The organism is Chitinophaga hostae (genome assembly GCF_018224885.1).
Lineage (GTDB): Bacteria > Bacteroidota > Bacteroidia > Chitinophagales > Chitinophagaceae > Chitinophaga > Chitinophaga hostae.
In genome coordinates this window covers 207,096-228,142 of sequence record NZ_JAGTXB010000001.1, presented here as the reverse complement: position 1 = coordinate 228,142, position 21,047 = coordinate 207,096, and the positions used below count along the sequence as shown (strand labels likewise).

14 protein-coding genes are annotated in these 21,047 nt (G+C 42.1%); 8 read left to right on the top strand and 6 right to left on the bottom strand.

Annotation, left to right across the window (positions count from 1 at the left end; translation table 11 throughout):
- The first annotated feature begins 205 nt into the window (after positions 1 to 205).
- Both KE626_RS00970 and corA read left to right on the top strand, forming a co-directional pair.
- Positions 206 to 1,465 (top strand): DUF3472 domain-containing protein, encoded by a 1,260-nt coding sequence (locus KE626_RS00970; RefSeq protein ID WP_211970963.1) that lies wholly within the window; start codon positions 206 to 208, stop codon positions 1,463 to 1,465.
- A 347-nt stretch (positions 1,466 to 1,812) separates the two neighbouring features.
- Positions 1,813 to 2,925: a magnesium/cobalt transporter CorA gene (gene corA / locus KE626_RS00965; RefSeq protein ID WP_211970961.1), complete on the top strand. Its 1,113-nt coding sequence runs from the start codon at positions 1,813 to 1,815 to the stop codon at positions 2,923 to 2,925.
- Here the strand turns inward: corA and KE626_RS00960 are convergent.
- A complete protein-coding gene (locus KE626_RS00960; RefSeq protein ID WP_211970958.1) occupies positions 2,922 to 3,428 on the bottom strand; it encodes a DUF2480 family protein in 507 nt (168 codons plus the stop codon). The genes corA and KE626_RS00960 overlap by 4 nt on opposite strands.
- 134 nt (positions 3,429 to 3,562) lie before the next feature.
- On the bottom strand, positions 3,563 to 5,650 hold the full coding sequence (locus KE626_RS00955) for a peptidylprolyl isomerase (RefSeq protein ID WP_211970957.1): 2,088 nt from the start codon (positions 5,648 to 5,650) through the stop codon (positions 3,563 to 3,565).
- 772 nt (positions 5,651 to 6,422) lie between these two features.
- Between KE626_RS00955 and nadA the strand changes: the two genes are divergently transcribed.
- Entirely contained in the window at positions 6,423 to 7,424 is a 1,002-nt protein-coding gene (gene nadA, locus KE626_RS00950; RefSeq protein ID WP_211970956.1) for a quinolinate synthase NadA, read from the top strand.
- A gap of 1,736 nt (positions 7,425 to 9,160) precedes the next feature.
- Here nadA and KE626_RS00945 read toward each other — a convergent pair.
- A complete protein-coding gene (locus KE626_RS00945) occupies positions 9,161 to 9,397 on the bottom strand; it encodes a FeoA family protein (RefSeq protein WP_211970955.1) in 237 nt (78 codons plus the stop codon).
- A 162-nt stretch (positions 9,398 to 9,559) separates the two neighbouring features.
- Here KE626_RS00945 and ybeY point away from each other — a divergent pair, with 162 nt between their 5' ends.
- The 5 genes from ybeY (at position 9,560) to KE626_RS00920 (ending at position 16,303) form a co-directional block, all read left to right on the top strand.
- Entirely contained in the window at positions 9,560 to 9,988 is a 429-nt protein-coding gene (gene ybeY, locus KE626_RS00940; protein ID WP_211970954.1) for an rRNA maturation RNase YbeY, read from the top strand.
- Positions 9,989 to 11,649: 1,661 nt separating this feature from the next.
- Complete coding sequence (mnmG, locus tag KE626_RS00935) at positions 11,650 to 13,518, top strand: tRNA uridine-5-carboxymethylaminomethyl(34) synthesis enzyme MnmG (protein ID WP_211970953.1); 1,869 nt, start codon at positions 11,650 to 11,652, stop codon at positions 13,516 to 13,518.
- Between the two features lie 340 nt (positions 13,519 to 13,858).
- Complete coding sequence (locus KE626_RS00930) at positions 13,859 to 14,446, top strand: RNA polymerase sigma factor (protein WP_211970952.1); 588 nt, start codon at positions 13,859 to 13,861, stop codon at positions 14,444 to 14,446.
- Entirely contained in the window at positions 14,439 to 15,767 is a 1,329-nt protein-coding gene (locus KE626_RS00925; RefSeq protein WP_211970951.1) for an outer membrane beta-barrel protein, read from the top strand. The genes KE626_RS00930 and KE626_RS00925 overlap by 8 nt, the downstream gene beginning before the upstream one ends.
- Before the next feature lie 119 nt (positions 15,768 to 15,886).
- Positions 15,887 to 16,303 carry a hypothetical protein gene (locus KE626_RS00920; protein WP_211970950.1) on the top strand — a complete coding sequence of 139 codons (417 nt, stop codon included), beginning with the start codon at positions 15,887 to 15,889 and terminating at the stop codon, positions 16,301 to 16,303.
- A 4-nt stretch (positions 16,304 to 16,307) separates the two neighbouring features.
- On the opposite strand, the gene cls is transcribed toward KE626_RS00920, so the two are convergent.
- From cls to KE626_RS00905, 3 genes are all read right to left on the bottom strand, one after another.
- On the bottom strand, positions 16,308 to 17,786 hold the full coding sequence (gene cls / locus KE626_RS00915; protein ID WP_211970948.1) for a cardiolipin synthase: 1,479 nt from the start codon (positions 17,784 to 17,786) through the stop codon (positions 16,308 to 16,310).
- Positions 17,787 to 17,809: 23 nt separating this feature from the next.
- Positions 17,810 to 18,763, bottom strand: coding sequence for a carotenoid biosynthesis protein (locus tag KE626_RS00910; RefSeq protein WP_211970946.1), 954 nt, complete (start codon positions 18,761 to 18,763; stop codon positions 17,810 to 17,812).
- 107 nt (positions 18,764 to 18,870) lie between these two features.
- Complete coding sequence (locus KE626_RS00905) at positions 18,871 to 21,018, bottom strand: alpha-galactosidase (RefSeq protein ID WP_211970945.1); 2,148 nt, start codon at positions 21,016 to 21,018, stop codon at positions 18,871 to 18,873.
- Positions 21,019 to 21,047: the final 29 nt, after the last annotated feature.

Below are 21,047 nucleotides of genomic sequence, written 5' to 3'. Positions count from 1 at the left end.
AACCTCAAAAACGATTCCTGTCAGGGATTGGCAGGCGGGCAACCTATCGTATATGATCAGAACGTTTTAGCGCTGTATAATTTCTTTCTCACACTGTTGCATCAATAGGAAGAACCTGCTTTCTCATTCGATTGTAATTTTTTAGAGAGAAAATTGCATTTGGAAACAGATGCTGTTTTATTTGTTGTCATACAATCACTGAACAATGAACAAGAAAACTTTCCTCTCCGCATTGCTGGCTATTGGCCTCTTTGCTACCCACGCCCTTGCTCAGGCCCCCGCAGTAGAGCTCCCCGGCTTCGCCGCCTATGCCGACCCGGCAGAAGAAAATGTAGAGATCAGCTACAACAAAGGCGTTGTAAACTGGACCGGCAACGGCAATACGGTGAATTTTTATTTCCATGCCGCAACGGCGGGTTCTCTGAAAGTAGTGCTGCTGGCTAAAGCCGATGCAGACAGTAAAGTTTCGGTATCCGTGAATGGCATCGAAAAAATAGTAAGCATTCCTAACAGTAATGAATATACCAATATCCCTGTTTTACAAACAAACATTAAGAAACCAGGTTTCTATTGTGTGGTACTGAAAGGCGTTGAAAAGAAGGGGAATGTTTATGCTGATGTTAAAGCCGTTGCCTTATCCGGCACAGCAACAAAAGAGATACAGTTTAATCCCAAACCCTGGCGCCGTGCGGCTTCCGTACACCTAAACTACCCCGTTCCCGAAGGAAAAAATGTAGAATGGTTTTATGGAGAAATTAAAGTGCCGGAGGGAGAAGATAAACTGGGCACCTATTTCATGTCCTGCGGTTTTCATAGAGGTTATTTTGGTATGCAGGTAAATTCTCCTGTGGAAAGAAGGATTATATTCTCCGTTTGGGATGCTGGTGGAGAGCCGGAAGAACGCAGCAAAGTGAAATACGAAGACCAGGTAGTGATGCTGGCAAAAGGAGATAGTGTAGATGCCAGCGGATTTGGGGGAGAAGGTACCGGTGGCCACAGCCATTGGGTATATAACTGGAAAGCCGGCGAAACATACCGTTTTCTGATGCATAGCGTACCTGCCGGTAATACCACCACCTATACCGCTTACTTCTATGTTCCGGAACACCGGGAATGGAAGCTGATCGCCAGCTTCAGGGCGCCTAAAGATGGCAAGTACATGGGCCATCTCTATTCTTTCCTGGAGAACTTCTCTTTTGAAAATGGCCACCTCGGCCGTAAAGGCTATTTTGGCAACCATTGGATAAAAACCAATAGCGGTGAATGGATAGAGCTAACCAAAGCAAAATTCTCGAACGATGCTACCGCCAAAGCAAAAGACCGTCTCGATTTTGGTGGCGGTGCTGAAAATGGATGGTTCTACCTGTGGAACAGCGGGTTTAAACCTGCCAATGCACAATATGGCGACCTCTTTGAACGGCCTGCTACCGGCACGCCTCCTGTAATTGAGCTACCCAAATTCTGATAACAGGTTCATCACCGGATAAAACAAACGGGGGAAGATCGATGTAACGATCTTCCCCCGTTTGTTTTATCCTCCAAAATATACATGCCGGCATATTAAACATTCAAACTGGTAAAATGTTAGCTATAGTATATCCTTAAAGCTTTTTGCTGCTATTTTTATTTAATTAGTCTATATACCCCATAGGACTGATATAACGAATTTGTTTTGAGAACGCACGACGTTTTCCCAGCACGCTGCCGGACTTTCCGTTAGCGTACAATTCCACCCGCAGGAGGTTATTTGAGCAGCTACTAAGCGATTTTTGCTTTAAATTCGGTTTTGAATCCAGATAACATCAGCTGCATATGGCATTGAAAAACAAATTGCCTATTCCCATTCCCGGCGTAGTACAGGCACTGAATCCTTTTAAAGTGAAGAAGCAACGGATCATGAATTTCAATCCGGCCGAAGGGGTTACCCGCCGTAAGCCGGCAGTCGATAACAAGATTACTGTTTTTGATTATAACAGCAATCTCTGTTCCGAGCTGGTGCTGCATAAAATAGAAGATACCTTTAAATATGCGGAATCATCTCAGCTGAGCTGGATAAATATTGATGGTATCCGTAAAGAGGAAGTCCATGCCGTTTGCGAACAATTCATGATACACCCATTAATAGAAGAAGACATATTGAGTATAGGGCAGCGGGCGAAAATGGATGAGATCAACGATCGTATGTTTTGCCTGCTTCCCATGATTTACTTCAATAGTGAAACATCTTCTGTAGACCTGGAACAGGTAAGCATTGTATTGGGCAAAAACTTTGTCATCTCTTTCCAGGAAGACCCCGCACGGGATGTATTTGATCCCGTAAGAACCAAACTCCTGTTGAAAGGCTCCAGGATACGCAACGGGGGCGCCGATTATCTTTGTTATTCCTTGTTGGATGTTATTGTGGACAACTACTTCATTGTAATGGATAAACTGGGCGAACGGATAGAAATGATGGAAGACCTGGTACAACATCAGCCCAATACCCGTACACTGGCTCGTATCAATTACCTGCGACGCCAGGTGTTCCTGTTTAAAAGAGCCATTTCACCAGTGAGGGAGCTGGTCAATGGGTTTCTGAAAAGCGAGAGTGATTTACTGGACGATAAAGTGACCAAATATTATAAAGACGTATACGATCACATTATCCAATGTAATGACCTGGCAGATAACTACCGCGATATGGTACTGAATCTGCAGGAAATGTACCATACACAACTGAACCTGAAAATGAATGAAATAATGAAAGTGTTGGCGGTAGTAACTACTTTAATGGCTCCGCCAACACTTTTAGCCGGTATTTACGGCATGAACTTTCACAATATGCCCGAACTGGACAGCCGGAACGGGTATTACTATACATTGGGAGGGATGGGTATCCTACTGATCCTGATGATCATGGTGTTTAGAAAAAGAGGTTGGTTCTAACTCTTCTTCTTATAAACAGGCACCGTAGAGCAGGGTTCCCCGTACATAATGCTTTTAACCACCGGAAGCAGTAAACGGGTGATCTCCGCATAGGCTATTTCTCCTACACGTTTATCCCCGCATCCCTTTATAACCACTCTTTTATCTGCAAAAGCAGTCACATCAATTTTGTCCAAATTCTGCAAATAGAGCGTTTTATGGATAAAATCGGCATTTCCGAAGGCGGCATAGCTTGCTAATGGCTGCAAATTGGTCATTACTAACATATAAGCCCATAAAGGTATTACCGCATCAACACTGCATATTAAACCCACATTTTTTCCCCGAAACTGCTCCCAGTCGAGCAACTGCATAGCGGCCCGGAAATCCTTTTCTTTCAGGATCATGCCCATAAACAGGTGATCCTTCATATCAAATTCCACGGTTTCACCCTGTGGATAATAATGCTCCAGGTCAATGGTCTCGAGTCCGCTCTGCGCTACTTTATTTATTATTTCGTCCATCTTATCCTTATTTAAGGATACAAATTTACGAATATCGATGCAGGAATGTGAATAACGGGACAGACAGGGCTAAAAACGAAAATGGGACGTATTACTACGTCCCATTTTCCTATGTCAGTAAAAAATGTAGCGGTTTAGAAGAATTTGCCACGGGTATCTTTCACATCACTTTTCTTCTTCAGTACTTCAAACAGTTGCTGATCCAACATAGATTTAACACCCTGTTCGTAAGCAGCTTGCTGAGCAGCCACGTCCTGACCTGGTTGAGCAGCAGGTTGGAAGCTGTCTACTTTGATTACGTATACACCGCCGTTTCCTTCAATTGGAGCAGATACACTGGCAGTGCCCCACTTTTTATTGAAGGCAGCACCTGCAACACGTGGTTCAAAGCCCAGGGAAGCGATAAAAGGAGTAGCAAATGTTACACCTTCCGCTTTCAGCACTGGTTGATTGGTAGATTTGGAAGCAGCATCCAGGCTAGCCGGAGTTTGTAGTTTTGCAATGATCTGTTCTGCTTTCTTATGTTTTTTAACTTCCGCTTCAACCTGAGGTCTCACATCTTCCAGCGGAGCTGTACCTTCCTGGCGAACACTGGTTAAAACAGCAACTACATATTTATCATCAAAGGTAAATACGTTACTCACATCACCTTTCTTAGCTTCGTAAGCCCAACGTACCAGTTCGCGTGACTGTCCGATACCCGGAATTACAAAATCCATCGGGCGTACATTGTCAGCGATTCTTTTATTCAGTTTGCCCTGCTGGATTGTTTTTTCAAACGCACTTGCAGAACGGCTTTTGCTGGCGAAGTCACTCGCAGCGCCATAAGCGGCATTATTGGTTTCTTTACTTGCTTCTACAGATTTGCCAAGGTAAGCTACTTTAATAGCAGGGCCAATGTTTTTCTGATCCATGATTTCTATTACATGGTAGCCAAACTGGGTTTTCACCACTTTAACCTGGCCTTTAGTTCCGTCGAAAGCAAATGCTTTAAATTCAGGAACAAACTGGGACGAAGGCGTTAAATCATATTCACCGCCAGTTTGCTTACTGCCTGGATCATCAGAATATTGGTTTACCAGCGCTTTGAAGTCAGCACCGCCTTTTACAGCAACTTCGATGCTATCAGCACGCTTGTGAGCAATAGAATCTGGTGCGCCGCCCTGTGCACCGGAGGCGATCAGGATGTGACGAACCTTTACGCTATCGGCCATATTTTTACGATCGATCATTTTTGCATATACGATCAGGTTGTTATCATAATATGGTCCGAATATAGCACCAACAGGCAAATTCACGATAGAATCCTTCTGGGGAACTTTTGCTTCGTTTTTGGAAATATATCCATCATAATATTTAATGTCAGAATTGCGGTTGATAAAACCGGCAACATCCTTAGTTGTATCCAGTTCTTGCTTCATCGCAACAATCTGTTGGATAGCAGCAGTAGAATCGATAGCTGAAGGAACTGCATCAAATGATACATATTCCACTTTGCGGGATTCTTCTACTTTAAACAGTTGTTTGTGATCCTGGATAAAACGGTCCAGCTCCGCGTCTGTTACTTTAATAGTAGAGTCAGAAATAGTAGCATAAGGAACGCTTACATAAGATACCGTTGCGGATTGGCTGTTATCTTCCTGTTGTTGTTTTGCCAGCCACTTTGGATAGTATACACCTTGTTTAATAAGGGTTACATATTTCTGTTGTTCCTGGTATTTGGCAATATAGCTTTCCAGCTGGTGTAATCCTTCACGGATTTGTGGATTGCTGCCCGCCTGTGAAATAGCCTGTTGCAAAGCGTTGCGGTCAAATTGACCGTCGCGCGTAAATTGCTGTACAACTACCGGATTAGGGTTTTTACCCTTGATCTGGTCTACCACTTCCGCCTCAGTTACCACAATACCCAGCTTTTTGTACTGAGCCTGCATAATTTGTTCATTCAGAAACTGGTTCCAAACCTGTTCACGGATATACTGACGTGTTTGCTCGTCAATATTAGGCATTTGCTGACGGGCGCCATTTTCGGCGTCCTGAATACGGCGTTGGTAATCTGCTAAGTCCAGATCTTCACCATTTACTTTTCCCACGCTTGTACTACGACGGGTGAGAGAACTCTTGCCAAAAAAGGCATCCTGCAACAGGAAACTAACAATAGCCAGGCAAATCACTACAACGATCATGACGGCGTACTTGTCCCTGATTTTCTGAATTACTGACATATATTATATAGTCTACATTTTTAAGGATAGCAAAAATAGAATAAAATAACTGTAACTGCAAAAGAGTATTTTTTGCCTTGAAACACAATACAGTAAAGGGTTTCACTATGTTATAACACTTTTGTGGGCTATATATCATTCACAGGTTTTCCACACAAACAGTTTATTGACAACCTCACTTTTTCGCTCCACTTAATATTTTTAAACGTTGATTGTTGCTGACATTTATCCAAAATAAAGTAGATAATAACATGAAAGGGTTATGCACAAATGTGAAAAAGCCGTTTTTCTTAATCCACATAAAAATGTGAATAAAACAGCCCTATTTCGGAGGTGTATCCATTTTGACCATTTTTCATTCCCGGCTAATTCTTTTCCACAATTGATGTGTAAAAACCCCTGTAAAACGCAAAATAAGGTGGGAAAAGGTGCTTTTGCAGTGAGGTAAAACTAATTTTGTTATTGTCGTCAAATTTACCCTTAAAAATTCAGGATGTGAATTGTGGATAGCAAATGCCATCTTTTAACAATTTCCTAATACTGTGTTAACGAAAAAGATTTTCACGAACAACGATATCCACCTATGTGGATGAAATGCAGAAAAACCAGCAATGACGCGGAAAGAGCATGTTAATTTCATGTGGAAAGCGTAGTAAAAAGGAATAACAACTACATTTGTACCAACGCCGGAAATTAAATTTCCACATATTCACAGCCCTAATAGTAGTGGGCTTTTTCTTTTAAATATTTAAAGAAGTATATAGCTATGATTATGGAAATCGCTGAAGCGAAAAAAAATTTGCAACACAACGGATTTTTGGATATATCAGTCGATCCTTCTCTGGATTTGTTTGAAGCGATAGAAAATTTGAAAAAGAAAAAAAATGCTATCGTTCTTGCCCACTATTACCAGGAACCAGATATCCAGGATATTGCGGATTACATCGGAGATAGTTTGGGCCTTAGTCAGCAGGCTGCAAAAACAGATGCAGATATGATTGTTTTTGCTGGTGTGCACTTTATGGCTGAAACGGCGAAAATTTTGAGCCCGCAGAAAAAAGTGCTTTTACCGGACCTGAAAGCGGGGTGTTCACTGGCCGACAGTGCGCCGCCGGAGCTGTTTAAGAAGTTCAGGGACCGTTACCCGGATCATATCGTGATTTCATACATCAACTGTTCAGCGGGTATCAAGGCGCTCAGCGATATCATTTGCACGAGCTCTAATGCCGAAAAAATCATCGAAAGCGTTCCTCACAATCAGCCGATCATCTTTGCCCCGGATCGGAATTTAGGGGCCTATCTGATCAAAAAAACGGGTAGAGACATGGTGCTTTGGAATGGAGCATGCATGGTTCACGAGATTTTCTCCCTGGAAAAGATCACAAAATTGAAGATCCGTCACCCCAAAGCCAAGGTGATAGCGCATCCGGAATGTGAACCAGCTGTACTTGCCATTGCCGACTACATCGGATCTACTACGGGGTTACTGAAATTTAGCCAGAAAGATGATGCCCAGGAATATATCGTTGTTACAGAAACCGGAATTCTCCACCAGATGCAAAAGGAAAATCCGGGTAAGACTTTTATTCCTGCACCACCCAACAACGCCTGCGCTTGTAACGACTGTCCGCACATGAAATTGAATACACTGGAAAAGCTTTACCTGTGTATGGAATACGAACAGCCGGAAATCACAATGGAAGAAAGCCTGAGAATAGCCGCCAAAAAGCCGATTGAGCGAATGCTGCAAATTAGTGCCCAAGCTGGTCTTTAATATAACTAGTTGATTTACAGTTTTATTTAGATATTATTTTTTAGTAATAATAATTTTGAAGATACCCGAAGGCCGCGAGAATGTAATATTCTTGCGGCCTTCGTATTTGTATACGAAGCGCTTAATTCTCAATGCGTTATAAAGCTCCTGAGAATCGCATATTTTCTTTCTCACTGAATCCTTTCCTTTAAAAGCCGCTGCAATCAGGTGGCAGAATTACAGAAGTGTGTAAAAAATCTGGTATGAAATATACTTTTTAATGGCCTGAGAATTAAAAAAATAAAACTTGCGTGGGGTAAGTGAAGGTTTTTTATGAATATCAAAATCTCAGAACACTCCTAAAGTGATGAGAGTTTGATATTTTCCATTTTTCTGAGAAGCTGTACAGGATTTCGTTCTAACAGCATCTCAGCGTTCATTTTTTGAAGGCGCTGAGATTTCAATATTCTTTTTTTGCTGGGGTTAACCTTAGAGAGCCTTATTCTGTCTGATTCTCAGCGCGTTTATTTTTCCCCCTGTGTTTATTTTTCAGCTTAATCTGTCGATTTTTCGTGGTTAAAAACTTACTGATCTGGGCTTTATTGTACGGTTTTTTGACGCAATAGTGGAGGGCACAGGCTGTAAGCAATTGATTTTCACGAGTACCATGAGAGTTAAATATTTTTTGAAATCATGGGGGTACCCCGTGATTTCAATTTTCATTCGATTCTCAAAGGACTTGTAGCACGCTGAGAATCAAACGTCTACCGGGGTATCCCCGGAGGCTCCAATTTCATTCAATTCTCAGCGTATTCACAAGGCGCTGAGAATTGAATATTTTTTATCTGACTTTAACGTCTTACAAAAAATATATTTCGAGGAATTCTCAAGGCATAGGTAGCGCGCTGAGAATCCTGTATTTGTTTTCGTTTTTTAGAAGTATGAGGGAGGGAAATTCGGGGAGAATCTCAGTGCTTAAGAAGTCCGTTGAGGTTTTAATATTTTACAAAATATCCGGCCTGCGATTCAATTTGCAAAAAGCAGCGTACTCTCAGGACACTTGTAACGTGCTGAGGTTTTGAAATTTAGAGACTGCATAGATAATATTTCAGGGATTGATTTCTATTAAAATGTCAGGGCTTTACTAAAGTCCTGACATTTCGATATTTGAAGTTCATCTTGGAAATAGTGCATAGCTGTATTTTTTAACAGCGTGAGAACAGACTGCCTATGCGCTGAGAATGCAATATTTTTCTCGATGCGATAATTTAACGGAGTGGACCTCTGTTTTGAAACGTCAGCGGCTTTATTGGCCGCTGACATTTTATTATTTAAAAATTTTTGTTGGATTTATGGTGGTGTCTCTTAATGAGCAATTGTGATGACGGGAGATGAGAACTGAGATTGGGATATTTTATTTGACCGTGTGGAAACCACACGGCTTTTGGAAAAAATGAAATGTCAGGGCATTCTCTGGCAAAATTGAAGAATTATCTCAAGTAAATTTTAGTGGAGGATATTTATACAATTGGATGGAGAAAGGAGGAGTGTATAATGAAGAAAAGTTTTGGTATTACTATTTTTTGAGTGGGATAGACGAAAAAGCAAAAATTTTTTTTGAAAAGAAAGAATAATCCATAAAAAATGTGGAAAAATCGGCTGGGGGACACCGTTTTCAGAAAAAAAAGCCATTTTTTTCAAAATTTTTTTGTTTTTTGAAAAAAATATGTGGAAAAAACTATCAAAGTAGAGGAAAATTAAATTTCCTCTACAAAAATATGATCAGCTTCCGTTTTTCTAAGCGATAAATTGTATCCTGCCACCAGGATGGAGATTGGATCTCCCATAGGAGCAATTTTTTCGATTTTCACTGTTTCACCTGGTACGCAGCCCATTTCCATCAGTTTTATATGAAGATCATCTTTTGTAAATTCTATAATTACTGCGCTTTTTCCCGCTGTAAGGGAAGATAACTTAATAATGCCCTTTTTCATTTCCTGCTTGTTAATCTGTTTAAACTTTGTTCCGGGATTATTGGGATGCATACTTATGAATGATAAGCAAAGGTACCCCTGTGACGGCAATATGCAAAAAGAAAGCTCACCCAATCCAAAATTTCATTTTACTTTTACATCCACATAATTTTTTGACTATAAATGGCAATTCAGTTTACAACACACGAGGTAAAGGATTATTTAAAAGAGAAGCGGAGATTGAAATTGTTCCTGGCTGATCTTTTTTCTGCAGAGGGGCAAGGATTGAAGAGTTTGCACTATGTTTTTTGTTCAGACGCCTATTTACTGGAGATTAACAAGCAGTTTTTACAACACGATACTTATACCGATATAGTAACATTTGAAATGGGAGAAGATCCCGCTGTGACGGAGGGTGAAATTTACGTTAGCGTAGATAGGGTAGTAGATAATGCGGAGAGGTTTAAAACACCTGTTAACCAGGAATTGCATCGGGTTATATTTCATGGAGCGCTGCATTTGTGCGGATTCAAGGACAAGAGTAGAAAGGAAGCAGCCTTAATGAGAAGTAAAGAGGACGAATACCTGGAAAAGTACTTCAGGAAGAAGTAAGTTTTGTTTCATGGTGTTTATAATTCTTTAAAATGTTCCACGTGGAACATTTTTTTATTTTCAGGGATTTTAACGACCATGAAATTGGATGTTCCACGTGAAACATTTCCCGATTCATTCAAGCACAGTTCTTTTTCTTGAAATAGGAATTGGCGGGTTTCAATTCTTATTAGTGTACAGCCAGATCTGGTGCTCTCGAGATATAAAGATACGAAGGTTATATGCCGATATATAAAGGCGAATTTATGCGGACGTAAACAGCAGGGCGTGACAGTGAGGATATGTTTGTATGAGAACATTGTGGATTTGAACCAAGTATGTGAATGTTGCTCAATAGGGGCACCTGGCAGGGATGCTTTAGATCTTTATAGAGAGAGGACGTTTCGGTTTCGAATTGAATATAAGATTGTAGATCAACCGGAAAGATGATGGAGCCTGAATGTGAGGGGAGATGGTTTCGGCTCAAATTAACAGATCGCTATAGATAGATGATCTGGCAGGATATTGTGGAAGAGGAAGCTAATGATGACTTTAGAGTTCCTGTTTGTATGAGATAGATCAAGGCAAGATTTGGTTCTGATGTTTGATAATCCAGTGACTCGGTTTGATTTCAAATCAAACGATAAAGATGGTTATGCGGAGCGTGCATGAGAAACTTTTGAAGTTGGTTTCTTGAAGATTGAATACCTGGCTTCCTCAGAATTGTTGGAACAATATCTAAGAAGGCAGCAAGAATTATTTAGTGCACGTTAATGATTATCCCTTTCCACTGAGTAGCAATCCAAACATGGATATTGCTTTATGAAGCTACCTGGACCAATTTTGTTATTACGTTTCCGCTTGGATAATATATTATACCAACGGGAAGTTTTATAGGAAGATTTCATCATCATAAGAAGAAAAATACGGGAGAGAAGTATCGTTATTTAGTAGCGGGAATGACACTCCCGGAGAAAGAGATCGACTGTTTTATTATTGAGGCTGTTGATCTGAGGTATCATTAATCATAGTCAACTTGATTTGTTGCAAACAGGTTAATTCGGTGATGATTGAGTTCTATATTAAGATAAATAGGATAAAATTACCTGATGCCATAGTATAGGATGGAGGTCATCACATCGTTACTGATACCCATAAAAATTTAGATGCTAAACACCCCGGGGATGTTTATCAATGTTTTTTAAAATAGGATTCTGAGAGGAGAGAGGACGAACCTTTTTTCTTGATCGCTTGAGCCGGATTGAAAAGGAAATTCCAGATACGGTTCGCGAATTGATATGATCAGTTTTATCTTACTTTGGATCACTAGGATAAAGCAGGATGGTCTGAAGGATCAAGGCACCTATTTTTTCTTTAAAAGTATTCGATAAGTACATTGCCAATTACACTATTCTGTTCAGGAATATTTGCTTCATTTATCAGAACGGCTGGATAGGCAAACGTGATCATCTGGAGGTAGTATCATAAAGGAGGTTTTTTAAACAGGGGAGGGTTATACTTATTATATGTTCCACGTGGAACATACTTTTTTATTGATTAGCTTTAATTTGTTGCATTTGTCCAAAAACTCACACCCCTTTCCGTATGTTCCACGTGGAACATTTCACTTTCTCAGAACAATCTCCCTTCTTCTACGTAATTTTGCATTTTCTAAAGTTATTATGTTTCCATCATACGATATAATTGTAGTAGGTGCAGGACATGCAGGTTGTGAAGCCGCTGCCGCTGCTGCCAATATGGGCTCCAAAGTTTTATTGGTGACCATGAATATGCAAACCATCGCTCAAATGAGCTGCAACCCTGCCATGGGGGGGATTGCAAAGGGACAAATTGTAAGGGAAATAGATGCCCTGGGCGGATATTCCGGAATCGTGACAGACCAATCGATGATCCAGTTCAGGATGCTGAACAGATCAAAGGGACCTGCAATGTGGAGTCCCCGCACCCAAAATGACCGTATGCTTTTCGCAGCAAAATGGCGCGAGGCATTAGAGAAAACACCTAATGTTGACTTCTACCAGGATATGGTAAAGGGACTTTTGGTAAAGGATGGTCGCTGTCACGGAGTAATTACTGGTTTAGGACACGAAATCCAGGCAAAGGCGGTGGTACTTACAAATGGTACTTTCCTGAATGGGGTGATACATATCGGGGATAAGCAATTTGGTGGTGGAAGAGTGGCGGAAAAAGCTGCCACCGGTATCACCGAACAACTGGTATCCCTTGGTTTTGAAAGCGATCGTTTGAAAACAGGTACACCTCCCCGTATCGATGGAAGAAGCCTGGACTATTCCAAAATGGAGGAGCAAAAAGGGGATGACGAGATAGTAGGATTCTCCTATCTCGATGTAGAAAAAATTAAACCGGTCCAACAGAGAAGTTGTTGGATCACTTATACCAGCGAGGCAGTACATGAAATGCTCCGTACCGGATTTGACAGATCCCCCATGTTTCAGGGACGTATCCAGGGAACAGGTCCACGTTATTGTCCGAGTATCGAGGATAAAATAAACCGCTTCGCCGAAAGAGAACGGCATCAGCTTTTTGTGGAACCGGAAGGTTGGGATACAGTGGAGATCTATGTGAACGGATTTTCTACCTCCCTGCCCGAAGATGTGCAAATGAAAGCATTACGACTGGTACCAGGATTTGAAAATTGCCGGATGTTCAGACCCGGATATGCGATAGAATACGATTTCTTCCCACCTACACAACTGCAGTTTTCCCTCGAAACCAAGCAGGTGCAGAACTTGTTTTTCGCGGGACAAATAAATGGTACCACCGGTTATGAGGAAGCTGCCTGCCAGGGTTTAATGGCCGGCATAAACGCACATTTGAAGGCAAAAGAAGAAGCTCCTTTTGTTTTAAAAAGAAGCGAAGCCTATATAGGGGTACTGATAGATGACCTGATTAACAAGGGAACAGAAGAGCCATACCGTATGTTTACTTCCCGGGCAGAGTTCAGAACATTGTTAAGACAGGATAATGCGGATCTGCGTTTAACGGAAAGAAGCTATAAAATGGGATTGGCTTCTGAAGAAAGAATGCAGAAAGTACAGGAGAAGAAAGAAGGAGTAGAGAAAATCAAACGCATTCTGAAGGATTTGTCGGTAGAACCGGAAGAAATAAGTGCGCTCCTGGAAGCCAAATCATCTGCGCCGCTAACGCAAAAACAGAAGGCACATCAGATATTATTACGACCTGGATTGGATATTTTTTCTATGAAAGAAGAGGTACCAAAAATTGCAACCGCTCTTGCCGGCTTCAATAAGGACACTTTGGAACAGGCAGAAATTCAAATCAAGTATGATGTATATATCGAAAAGGAAAATGAACTGGTGCAGAAAATGAGTCAACTGGAAGACCTCATCATTCCTTCTAATTTCGATTATGCTAAATTGGTTTCCTTATCCAATGAAGCAAGACAAAAGTTTAATAAAATTCGTCCGCATACTTTAGGTCAGGCAAGCCGGATTAGTGGAGTTAATCCGAGTGATGTACAAATCCTCATGGTTTATATGGGAAGATAAAAAAATTATTGATTTCGAAGCGGGCAGATTGTATTTACAGTTTGCCCGTTTTTTTGTCGAAAAGCAAAAAAAATCGTCAAAATGGTCAAAAATCGACCTCCGGAAAGGGCCTGAATTTCGCATATCGGTAAAGAGGCGGATACAAGTGTTAAAAATAGGGTGTAATCGAATAATGGGCTTAAAAATGCGTTTTATTAAGATGACTGTTTTTTTAAGGGAGAAGGCAACCTTTTTTAGTCGTTGAGCGTATCATTATCGGATTGATTTTTTTAAAAGCCAAAATCAAACACGGATTTTCAAAAAACTCACTTAATACAAAAAAGCAGGCAAGAATATTTTTGTGCAGGAGTTGAATAATATTAACGATCTGATTGCCGGTTGCTGCAGAAAAGAACGCAGCAGTCAGGAAGCGCTGTACCGGAATTTTTTCGGATACGGACTAAGCATTTGTTTGAGGTATGCACAAAACAGAGAAGAGGCGGTTGAAATTATGAATGACGGATTTCTTAAAATATTTCAGCACATTCAATCATTTGATACCAGCAGATCATTTAAAACATGGTTAGCGAAGATCATGGTGAATACAGCTATTGATTTTTTAAGAAGTAAAAAGAAACTGGTATTCGTAGATGACATCAGTCAGGTACCTGAACCAGGAACGGATGAAAAAATTGTAGACAAACTATCCTATGATGAGTTAGTAAAACATGTACAGGCATTACCTCCCGCATACCGCGCAGTTTTTAACCTGTATGTAATGGAAGGCTACCAGCACCAGGAAATAGCTGCCATTTTGCGGATCTCAGAAGGCACCTCCAAATCCAATTTATTTAAAGCAAAAAAAATACTGAAAGAAAGAATTATTAAATTTTCCATGAGCATATCTGATGGAAATGATATAAATATGCCCTTATACAAAAATGAATGACGCGTTTGAAAATAGCATCCGTAACAAGCTGAATGAAGCTGATATTCCATTTGACCAGGATGCCTGGAAAAAAATGGAATCGCTGCTGGATGCCGGGGATAATAATAAACGCCCGGCAGGCTGGTGGTGGCTGTTCCTGCTGCCTCTTCTCGGGGCCCTGGGATGGTGGGTCATGCAACCTTCTACCGCAGATAAAAAGACTGCTGACACGGCTGTTTCAGTGCAAAAGACGAACGATAAATTATCAACGGCAACCGACAATACACCTGGCAAGCGACCTAACGAAGGAGTGTCCCGTAAAGTAAATAACCATCAGCTGGCCGGAAGCACCTCTGCGGAGAATGAAACCGGTAATAGCAAGCAGGCAACGGAAAAAAGATCAGCCGAAAACGATATAAACAACGCAGGTAAACATCTGCCGAAGGCAAAACAAGTTGAACGCAAACTAAATAACGAACCGGCAAAACAGCTGCCCGGAGAAAGCCCGACTACCGGTGGGGAAAATACAACCGGTACCGCCACGCCTCCTGTCGTCAATACCACCGGGGCTAATTATTCACTGCCTGCAGCAAAGGACAGTATATCAATACCACCGCAAAACGATATACACTTAATTAAGATTAAAAACATTACTAACTATAACGGCTATACGAAAATAACCAGGCCATCTGAAATACCTGTAAACACTGACAAACAGCCGGATCGGCAATCAGCTGCCCCGGGAAGAAAAATCAATTCAAAAGGATTGCAAATAGGTGTAACATTAGGACCCGATCTGAATGTTGCGCCTTCTCTGAATTATGGTAAAGTAGGATTTAATCTGGGAGTGTTGGCACATTACTACTTTGATCGCCACTGGTTTGTGACCACCGGAGCTGTATACAGCAAGAAGCTGTATGGCGCCACCAAAACAGACTATACCACACCCGACAATGTGGGTGTTCCTTACGACCTGGTAAAAGTGAATGCAAATTGCGATGTACTGGACATACCCATTAATATGAATTATACCTTTCTGCAGGTAAACAATAACACGTTAAGCGCCACCCTTGGCATTTCTAACTATTTCATGCTGAAGGAAAAATATGAATATCTTTACAAGGACCTACCTAAATGGGAGAAAACCGTAGAAAATGAAAATCAGCACTACCTGGCTATCCTGAACGTGGGAGCGTTGTATCAACAGCCTGCAGGTAAGCGCCTGATCGTTGGGGTACAGCCCTATGCAAAAATTCCACTTCGTGGGGTAGGATTGGGACAGGTAAAACTATATTCAGCAGGGGTATCCTTCCAGTTAAACCTGGTAGGGAAAAAACGCTGAGAACGTACCCCATGCAGCGTTAAACAATCACTATACTACATTGTTATCCTCTTTGTATCACGCCTGCCGCTTTATGTGGCACGGCATTTTCAGCATTTCACACATTAAAAGGACTGACTATGAACAACAAAGAGAATAAACCAGGTAAAGGTGACCAGGAGCCGCTTAAAAAGGAGGAGGAAGAATATCCGGGTTATCCCGAATATCCGGCGGATGAAGATATCATGAACAAACGGAACCGCGATAAGGAAGTAGACCTGGATATCGATAACCTATCAGGTTCTTTCCGTCACAATAGCGAATTACCTATCGAAAAGAGGAAAAAGACGGATCATAAAGATGAACAGCATGACACCTGGCGTAAGGATAAAACAGGTGATGACCTTGATGTTCCCGGTGCTGAATTGGATGATGCTGACGAAGCCATTGGAGAAGAAGATGAAGAAAACAATATTTATAGCTTAGGAGGCGACAGACACGAAGATCTTGAAGAAGATAATGGTGAGTTTCGCGACTTCGACGAAGAGCGGGAATAAGGCCTTATAATAGCGGTGTGAGAAGTCTGCACACGGCGTCCAGGAACCGGTTAATAACATTTCGCTTATTCCAGCGCGTTTCCTGTACCGGAACAGCATTCAAAAGATCGTCTTCAAAGGTGCGGTTTAATTTGCCGGCAACTTCTTTATCATAAACCAAAGCGCCTATTTCACAGTTCAGGTAAAAGCTGCGATTGTCGAAGTTAACAGAGCTTACCCAGGCGAGGTTATCATCTATTACCATTGTTTTGGCATGAATAAAGCCGCGGGTGTAAAAAAAGATCTTAACACCGGCAGCCAGTAAAGGTTTAAGATAGGAGAGTGCTGCATGTTGCACAATAAATGAATCGCCTTTAAAAGGTAACATCAGTTGCACGTTTTTACCTGCGAGGGCGGCCATTTGCAGGGCTGTAAGCAGCTCTTCAGTAGGGATAAAATATGGATTAGTAATACGTATTCTTCTTTTAGCAATGTTGATGGCCATGAGAATAGTTTGCATTGCAACGGGCCACTCTGAATCGGGACCGCTGGCCACAATATCTGTAAAGCAGGAACCGGTCAATGCCGATCTTACAAAAAAAGGCGGTGCAAAAGGAAATACGTCTTTACTGCAATAACGATAGCTCATTAAAAACTGCAGTTGCAGAATATTGACCGCATCTCCTTCAATTCTCATATGCGTGTCGCGCCAGAATGTAGCATGTTTGCCATTGTTAAGGTAACGCTCATCCAGGTTGATTCCTCCCACAAAGCCTACGGTGCCGTCGACCACAATAATTTTACGGTGATTGCGGTAGTTAGCATTCAGATAGAAATCTACCAGCACCGGCGAAAAAGGATATACACTGGCGCCATGCGCTTTTAAACGACCGGGGATATCGCCTATCCGGTCGTTTCCCATATCATCATAAAGGAGACGAACCTGCACGCCAACATTTAATTTTTCGATCAGAATTTCGGTTATCTCGTTGCCTACATCATCTGCCGAAATCATGTAATACTCTATGTGTATATGGTGTTTGGCAGCACGAAGCGCGCTGAATACAGCCGGAAATTTTTCTTCTCCATTGACCAGCAGCTGTACCTGGTTGTTTTTAGTCAAAATGGATTGACGGGTATTCAACAGCATGGCCGACAGCTCCTGCTTATTACCTGCTACCTGCCGTAATTCCAGTTGCATCTGTTCTATTTCTGCCCGTTGTGATTCCCAGTATCGTGAAAATAAAGCCTCATCTTTGCTGCCTTTCAGCGTGAACCGTCTTTTTTTACGTAAGTCGCGCCCGAGGTAGTAATAAACAATAAGCCCCAACACCGGGATGAATACCAGCAAAAGAATATAGGCCACTGCCTTTACCGGGTTACGGTTTTCAAGAAGAATAGTCGCAACCAGACCGATAAAAATCAATACCAGTAAAATAGTGCTGCCTATCTTAAGATAAGGATGCCATTCTGTGCCCGTAAGATAACCGATAAGCGTTCTCATAAATTGTAAGCAACATATATTTATTAACGCGTTTCCGCTAAAATGGTTACGGGCCTCCTTTTCATCAGCAATGGCAAATGAAGGAGAAATCCCAGCACCACATTGAAAATAGAAAAAGCAGTCATGCGGCTGTTTTCTCCCGAAAAACCACCTAAAAACAGCCAGCTCAGAAAATACACGTGGAACCATAAAGGAACAATCGAGGCTGCCGGCGGAAAATAGTATCCGTTGATTTTTCCTCTTTTTACATATCCGGAGATAACTAATGCAACGAGTATAGCCAGTAATCCGATCAGCCGATGCATGCTACTGATACCAAAAAGTTGTTTCAGCAGATTGGCAAATGGAAATAATGCTATCCAGAGTGCTATCTGCGATATAAGAATGGAAACTAATGGTAGTAAGGCTTTCCATGTATCGGAAACAGATACCTTTGCGAGGAGTCGTCCGAAAAGAGAATAAAAAAACACCACCAGCAACCACCCATAAAAATTAGCATAAGGTACTCCAAACCATTGACCGGTAAGCGTTTCCGTGGGATATCCTCTACCGGCCCAATCCCAGTGCCACATATGCAACCGATAGGCTACCACATCCATGCTCAGATCTATATTTAAGGCCAGCAGGCTATCGAGTGCTGCTGCGGCCCACAATGGCAATGCAAGATTATCGGTAAACAGCCTGGAAGAATAAATAATAACTGCCCATCCGCAACCAATACACAAAGGAATATTGTGCGGGGCCTTACCTAACATTATCCAGAATTGTCCGTATACATAGCCACTGTTAGTAGCTACATTTACATATTCGAGCAATAAGCCAAAGCCAAGTGCGCCGAGCAGCCATGAAACATGCCCGGTTCCTTTTTTAAAGGCATGCCAGCCACAAATAAACAATAACGCATACATGCAGAGCTCCGTTACCGGGAAGCAATAACCTGGTGCATTACCATACGGCATATTGGCAAAAGGGAGCATACGCAGTTGTTTTGATGCACTGAAGATAGTAAATCAATTTTGAGAGAATAATGTAAAAAAGAAAAGCCCTGTTTCAATTGAAACAGGGCTTTTAATATGAATAGAGGCTATTCTGCTGTTATTTCAAGAATATTGCTGCTTAAAGAACGGCCATTTCCCACCAGCTGGAGGCCTTCCTTCATCAGGAAATCGCCGCTGTACTGCTTGTCGAAATGAAAGGCAGAACGGGTGCCGGGAAACAGGTTGATTTCTGTGATCCGGTAATTTTGCTGAGGATCCAAGCCTTGTAGTTTTACCGTTGAAAAAACATCATTTTTGCCGATGTTCATCAGGTAATTAAAGAGGATTATTTTTTTCTTGTCGTCGCTGGTATACTGGAATACAGCCCTGTTTTCCTTATAAGGAGATACGAGGCGATAAAGATCACCGTACCACACTATATCACTGATACGTCTATACGTTTCTACCGCATCATGGCTAAATTGCATTTCTTTTTCATTGAAGTCATCGACTTTAATATCGTAGCCTAATTTTCCCATCATCGCTACGTCGGTACGGAACTTCAAGGACTGGTTGCCCCAGTTGGTAACATGTGCCGCGATGGTATTGGACGGAAAGAAATGAGAGTAGCCGTATTGGATATAGATCCTTTCCAGCCCGTCGGTATTATCGCTGGGCCAGAACTCTGTGAAATATTTTAATGCGCCATAGTCTGTACGGCCGCCGCCACCGGAGCAAAGCATAATGGGCAGGTGAGGATATTTTGCTCTCACTCTTTCAAATACTTTATACAGGCTGCGGGTATATTCTATAAAGAGGTGGGATTGTTTTTCTTTCAGGTACGGAGCGTACGTGTTGGTGAGCATTCGGTTACAGTCCCATTTGATATAGGCAATACCCGGATTTTCAGACATGGTTTTATCTACTACTCCGTATACAAAATCCTGTACCGCGGGATTGGTAAGGTCGAGCACCATTTGCTGCCGGTAATAATTTTCTGCGCGGTTAGGCAGGCGCATTACCCAATCAGGATGTTTGGTATATAACTCACTTTTGGGATTTACCATTTCGGGCTCGAGCCAGATACCGAATTTAACGCCCTGTTTTTCGGCTTCCTGTACCAAATATCCCAGTCCGTGAGGGAGTTTGGAGGTATTGGGTTCCCAGTCACCAAGTCCTGCGTTGTCGGCATTACGAGGAAATTTATTGGCAAACCAGCCGTCATCCAGGAGAAAGAGATCTACCCCCAGTTTTTTAGCGCCGCCAAAAAGACTGGTAAGGCGTTGCTCATTGAAATCCATACCTGTGGCCTCCCAGTTATTCAGCAGGGTAAGACGGGGGCCGCGTCCATCCAGGATACCATGGTCAAGTGCCCAGTGGTGGAAATTGCGGCTGGCCTGGCCTTTTCCTTTAGCCGATAAGGTAAAGATGAATGCAGGGGTAGTGAAGACTTCACCAGGCTTCAACGTATAGTCGCTGGCGTAAGGATTAATGCCTGCGTTAATATGCAACGCATTATTTTCGTCTACTTCAAACCCAAATTTAAAATTGCCTGTCCAGGCGAGCGTACCGGCCAGCACTTCGCCGTTTTCTTCTTCCGAAGGATGATCCAACGCCAGCAGGAACATGGGTGATTGCAGCATGTTGGCACGTACGCCCAGTTTGCTGTCGAGGATTTTCATACCGGTAGTGAGGTATTGTTCCTGCATCTCCACCTCTTTGGCCCAATCGCCATGGAATTGGGTAAGCCAGTATTTATTGGCTTTCAGGTGCAGCATGGAAGACGCATAAGCGGTTATTTGCACCGGTTTTTTTTCTGCGTGTTTTATTTCCGTCCATGCTTTGATCACATCTTCTTTATAATAAGCTTCAAAGTGGAGTATAACGGTTACGGGGTATACGGGATCTTTCAGTGTAATGGTGGTGGCAGTGATATCATTTTCCTGCTGCGGAGTGGCGCTATGACTATCGTATTTCAGCTCCAGCGATGGATTGCCATCGTTGTGTACCATGCGGATGGCCGGGTCCAGCAGGCTTTCCATGCCTGCGGTTACATAGGCTTCCTGTTTTCCTTTGGTCAAACTGTCTTCTCCTGCGGGTTGCAATGCCTGTCCAAAATACTGCTGTACCAGCCGGCCTTCGCCATTGGTGCGGTACACGAGACTGATATTACGGGTGGCAATCCGGATACTTTTATGTTGAGCTACAGCCCATTGAGCCAACAATACCAGGCCTATAACCAGTAGTTTTTTCATATTAAAACGTTTACAAACGGGAATAAGCG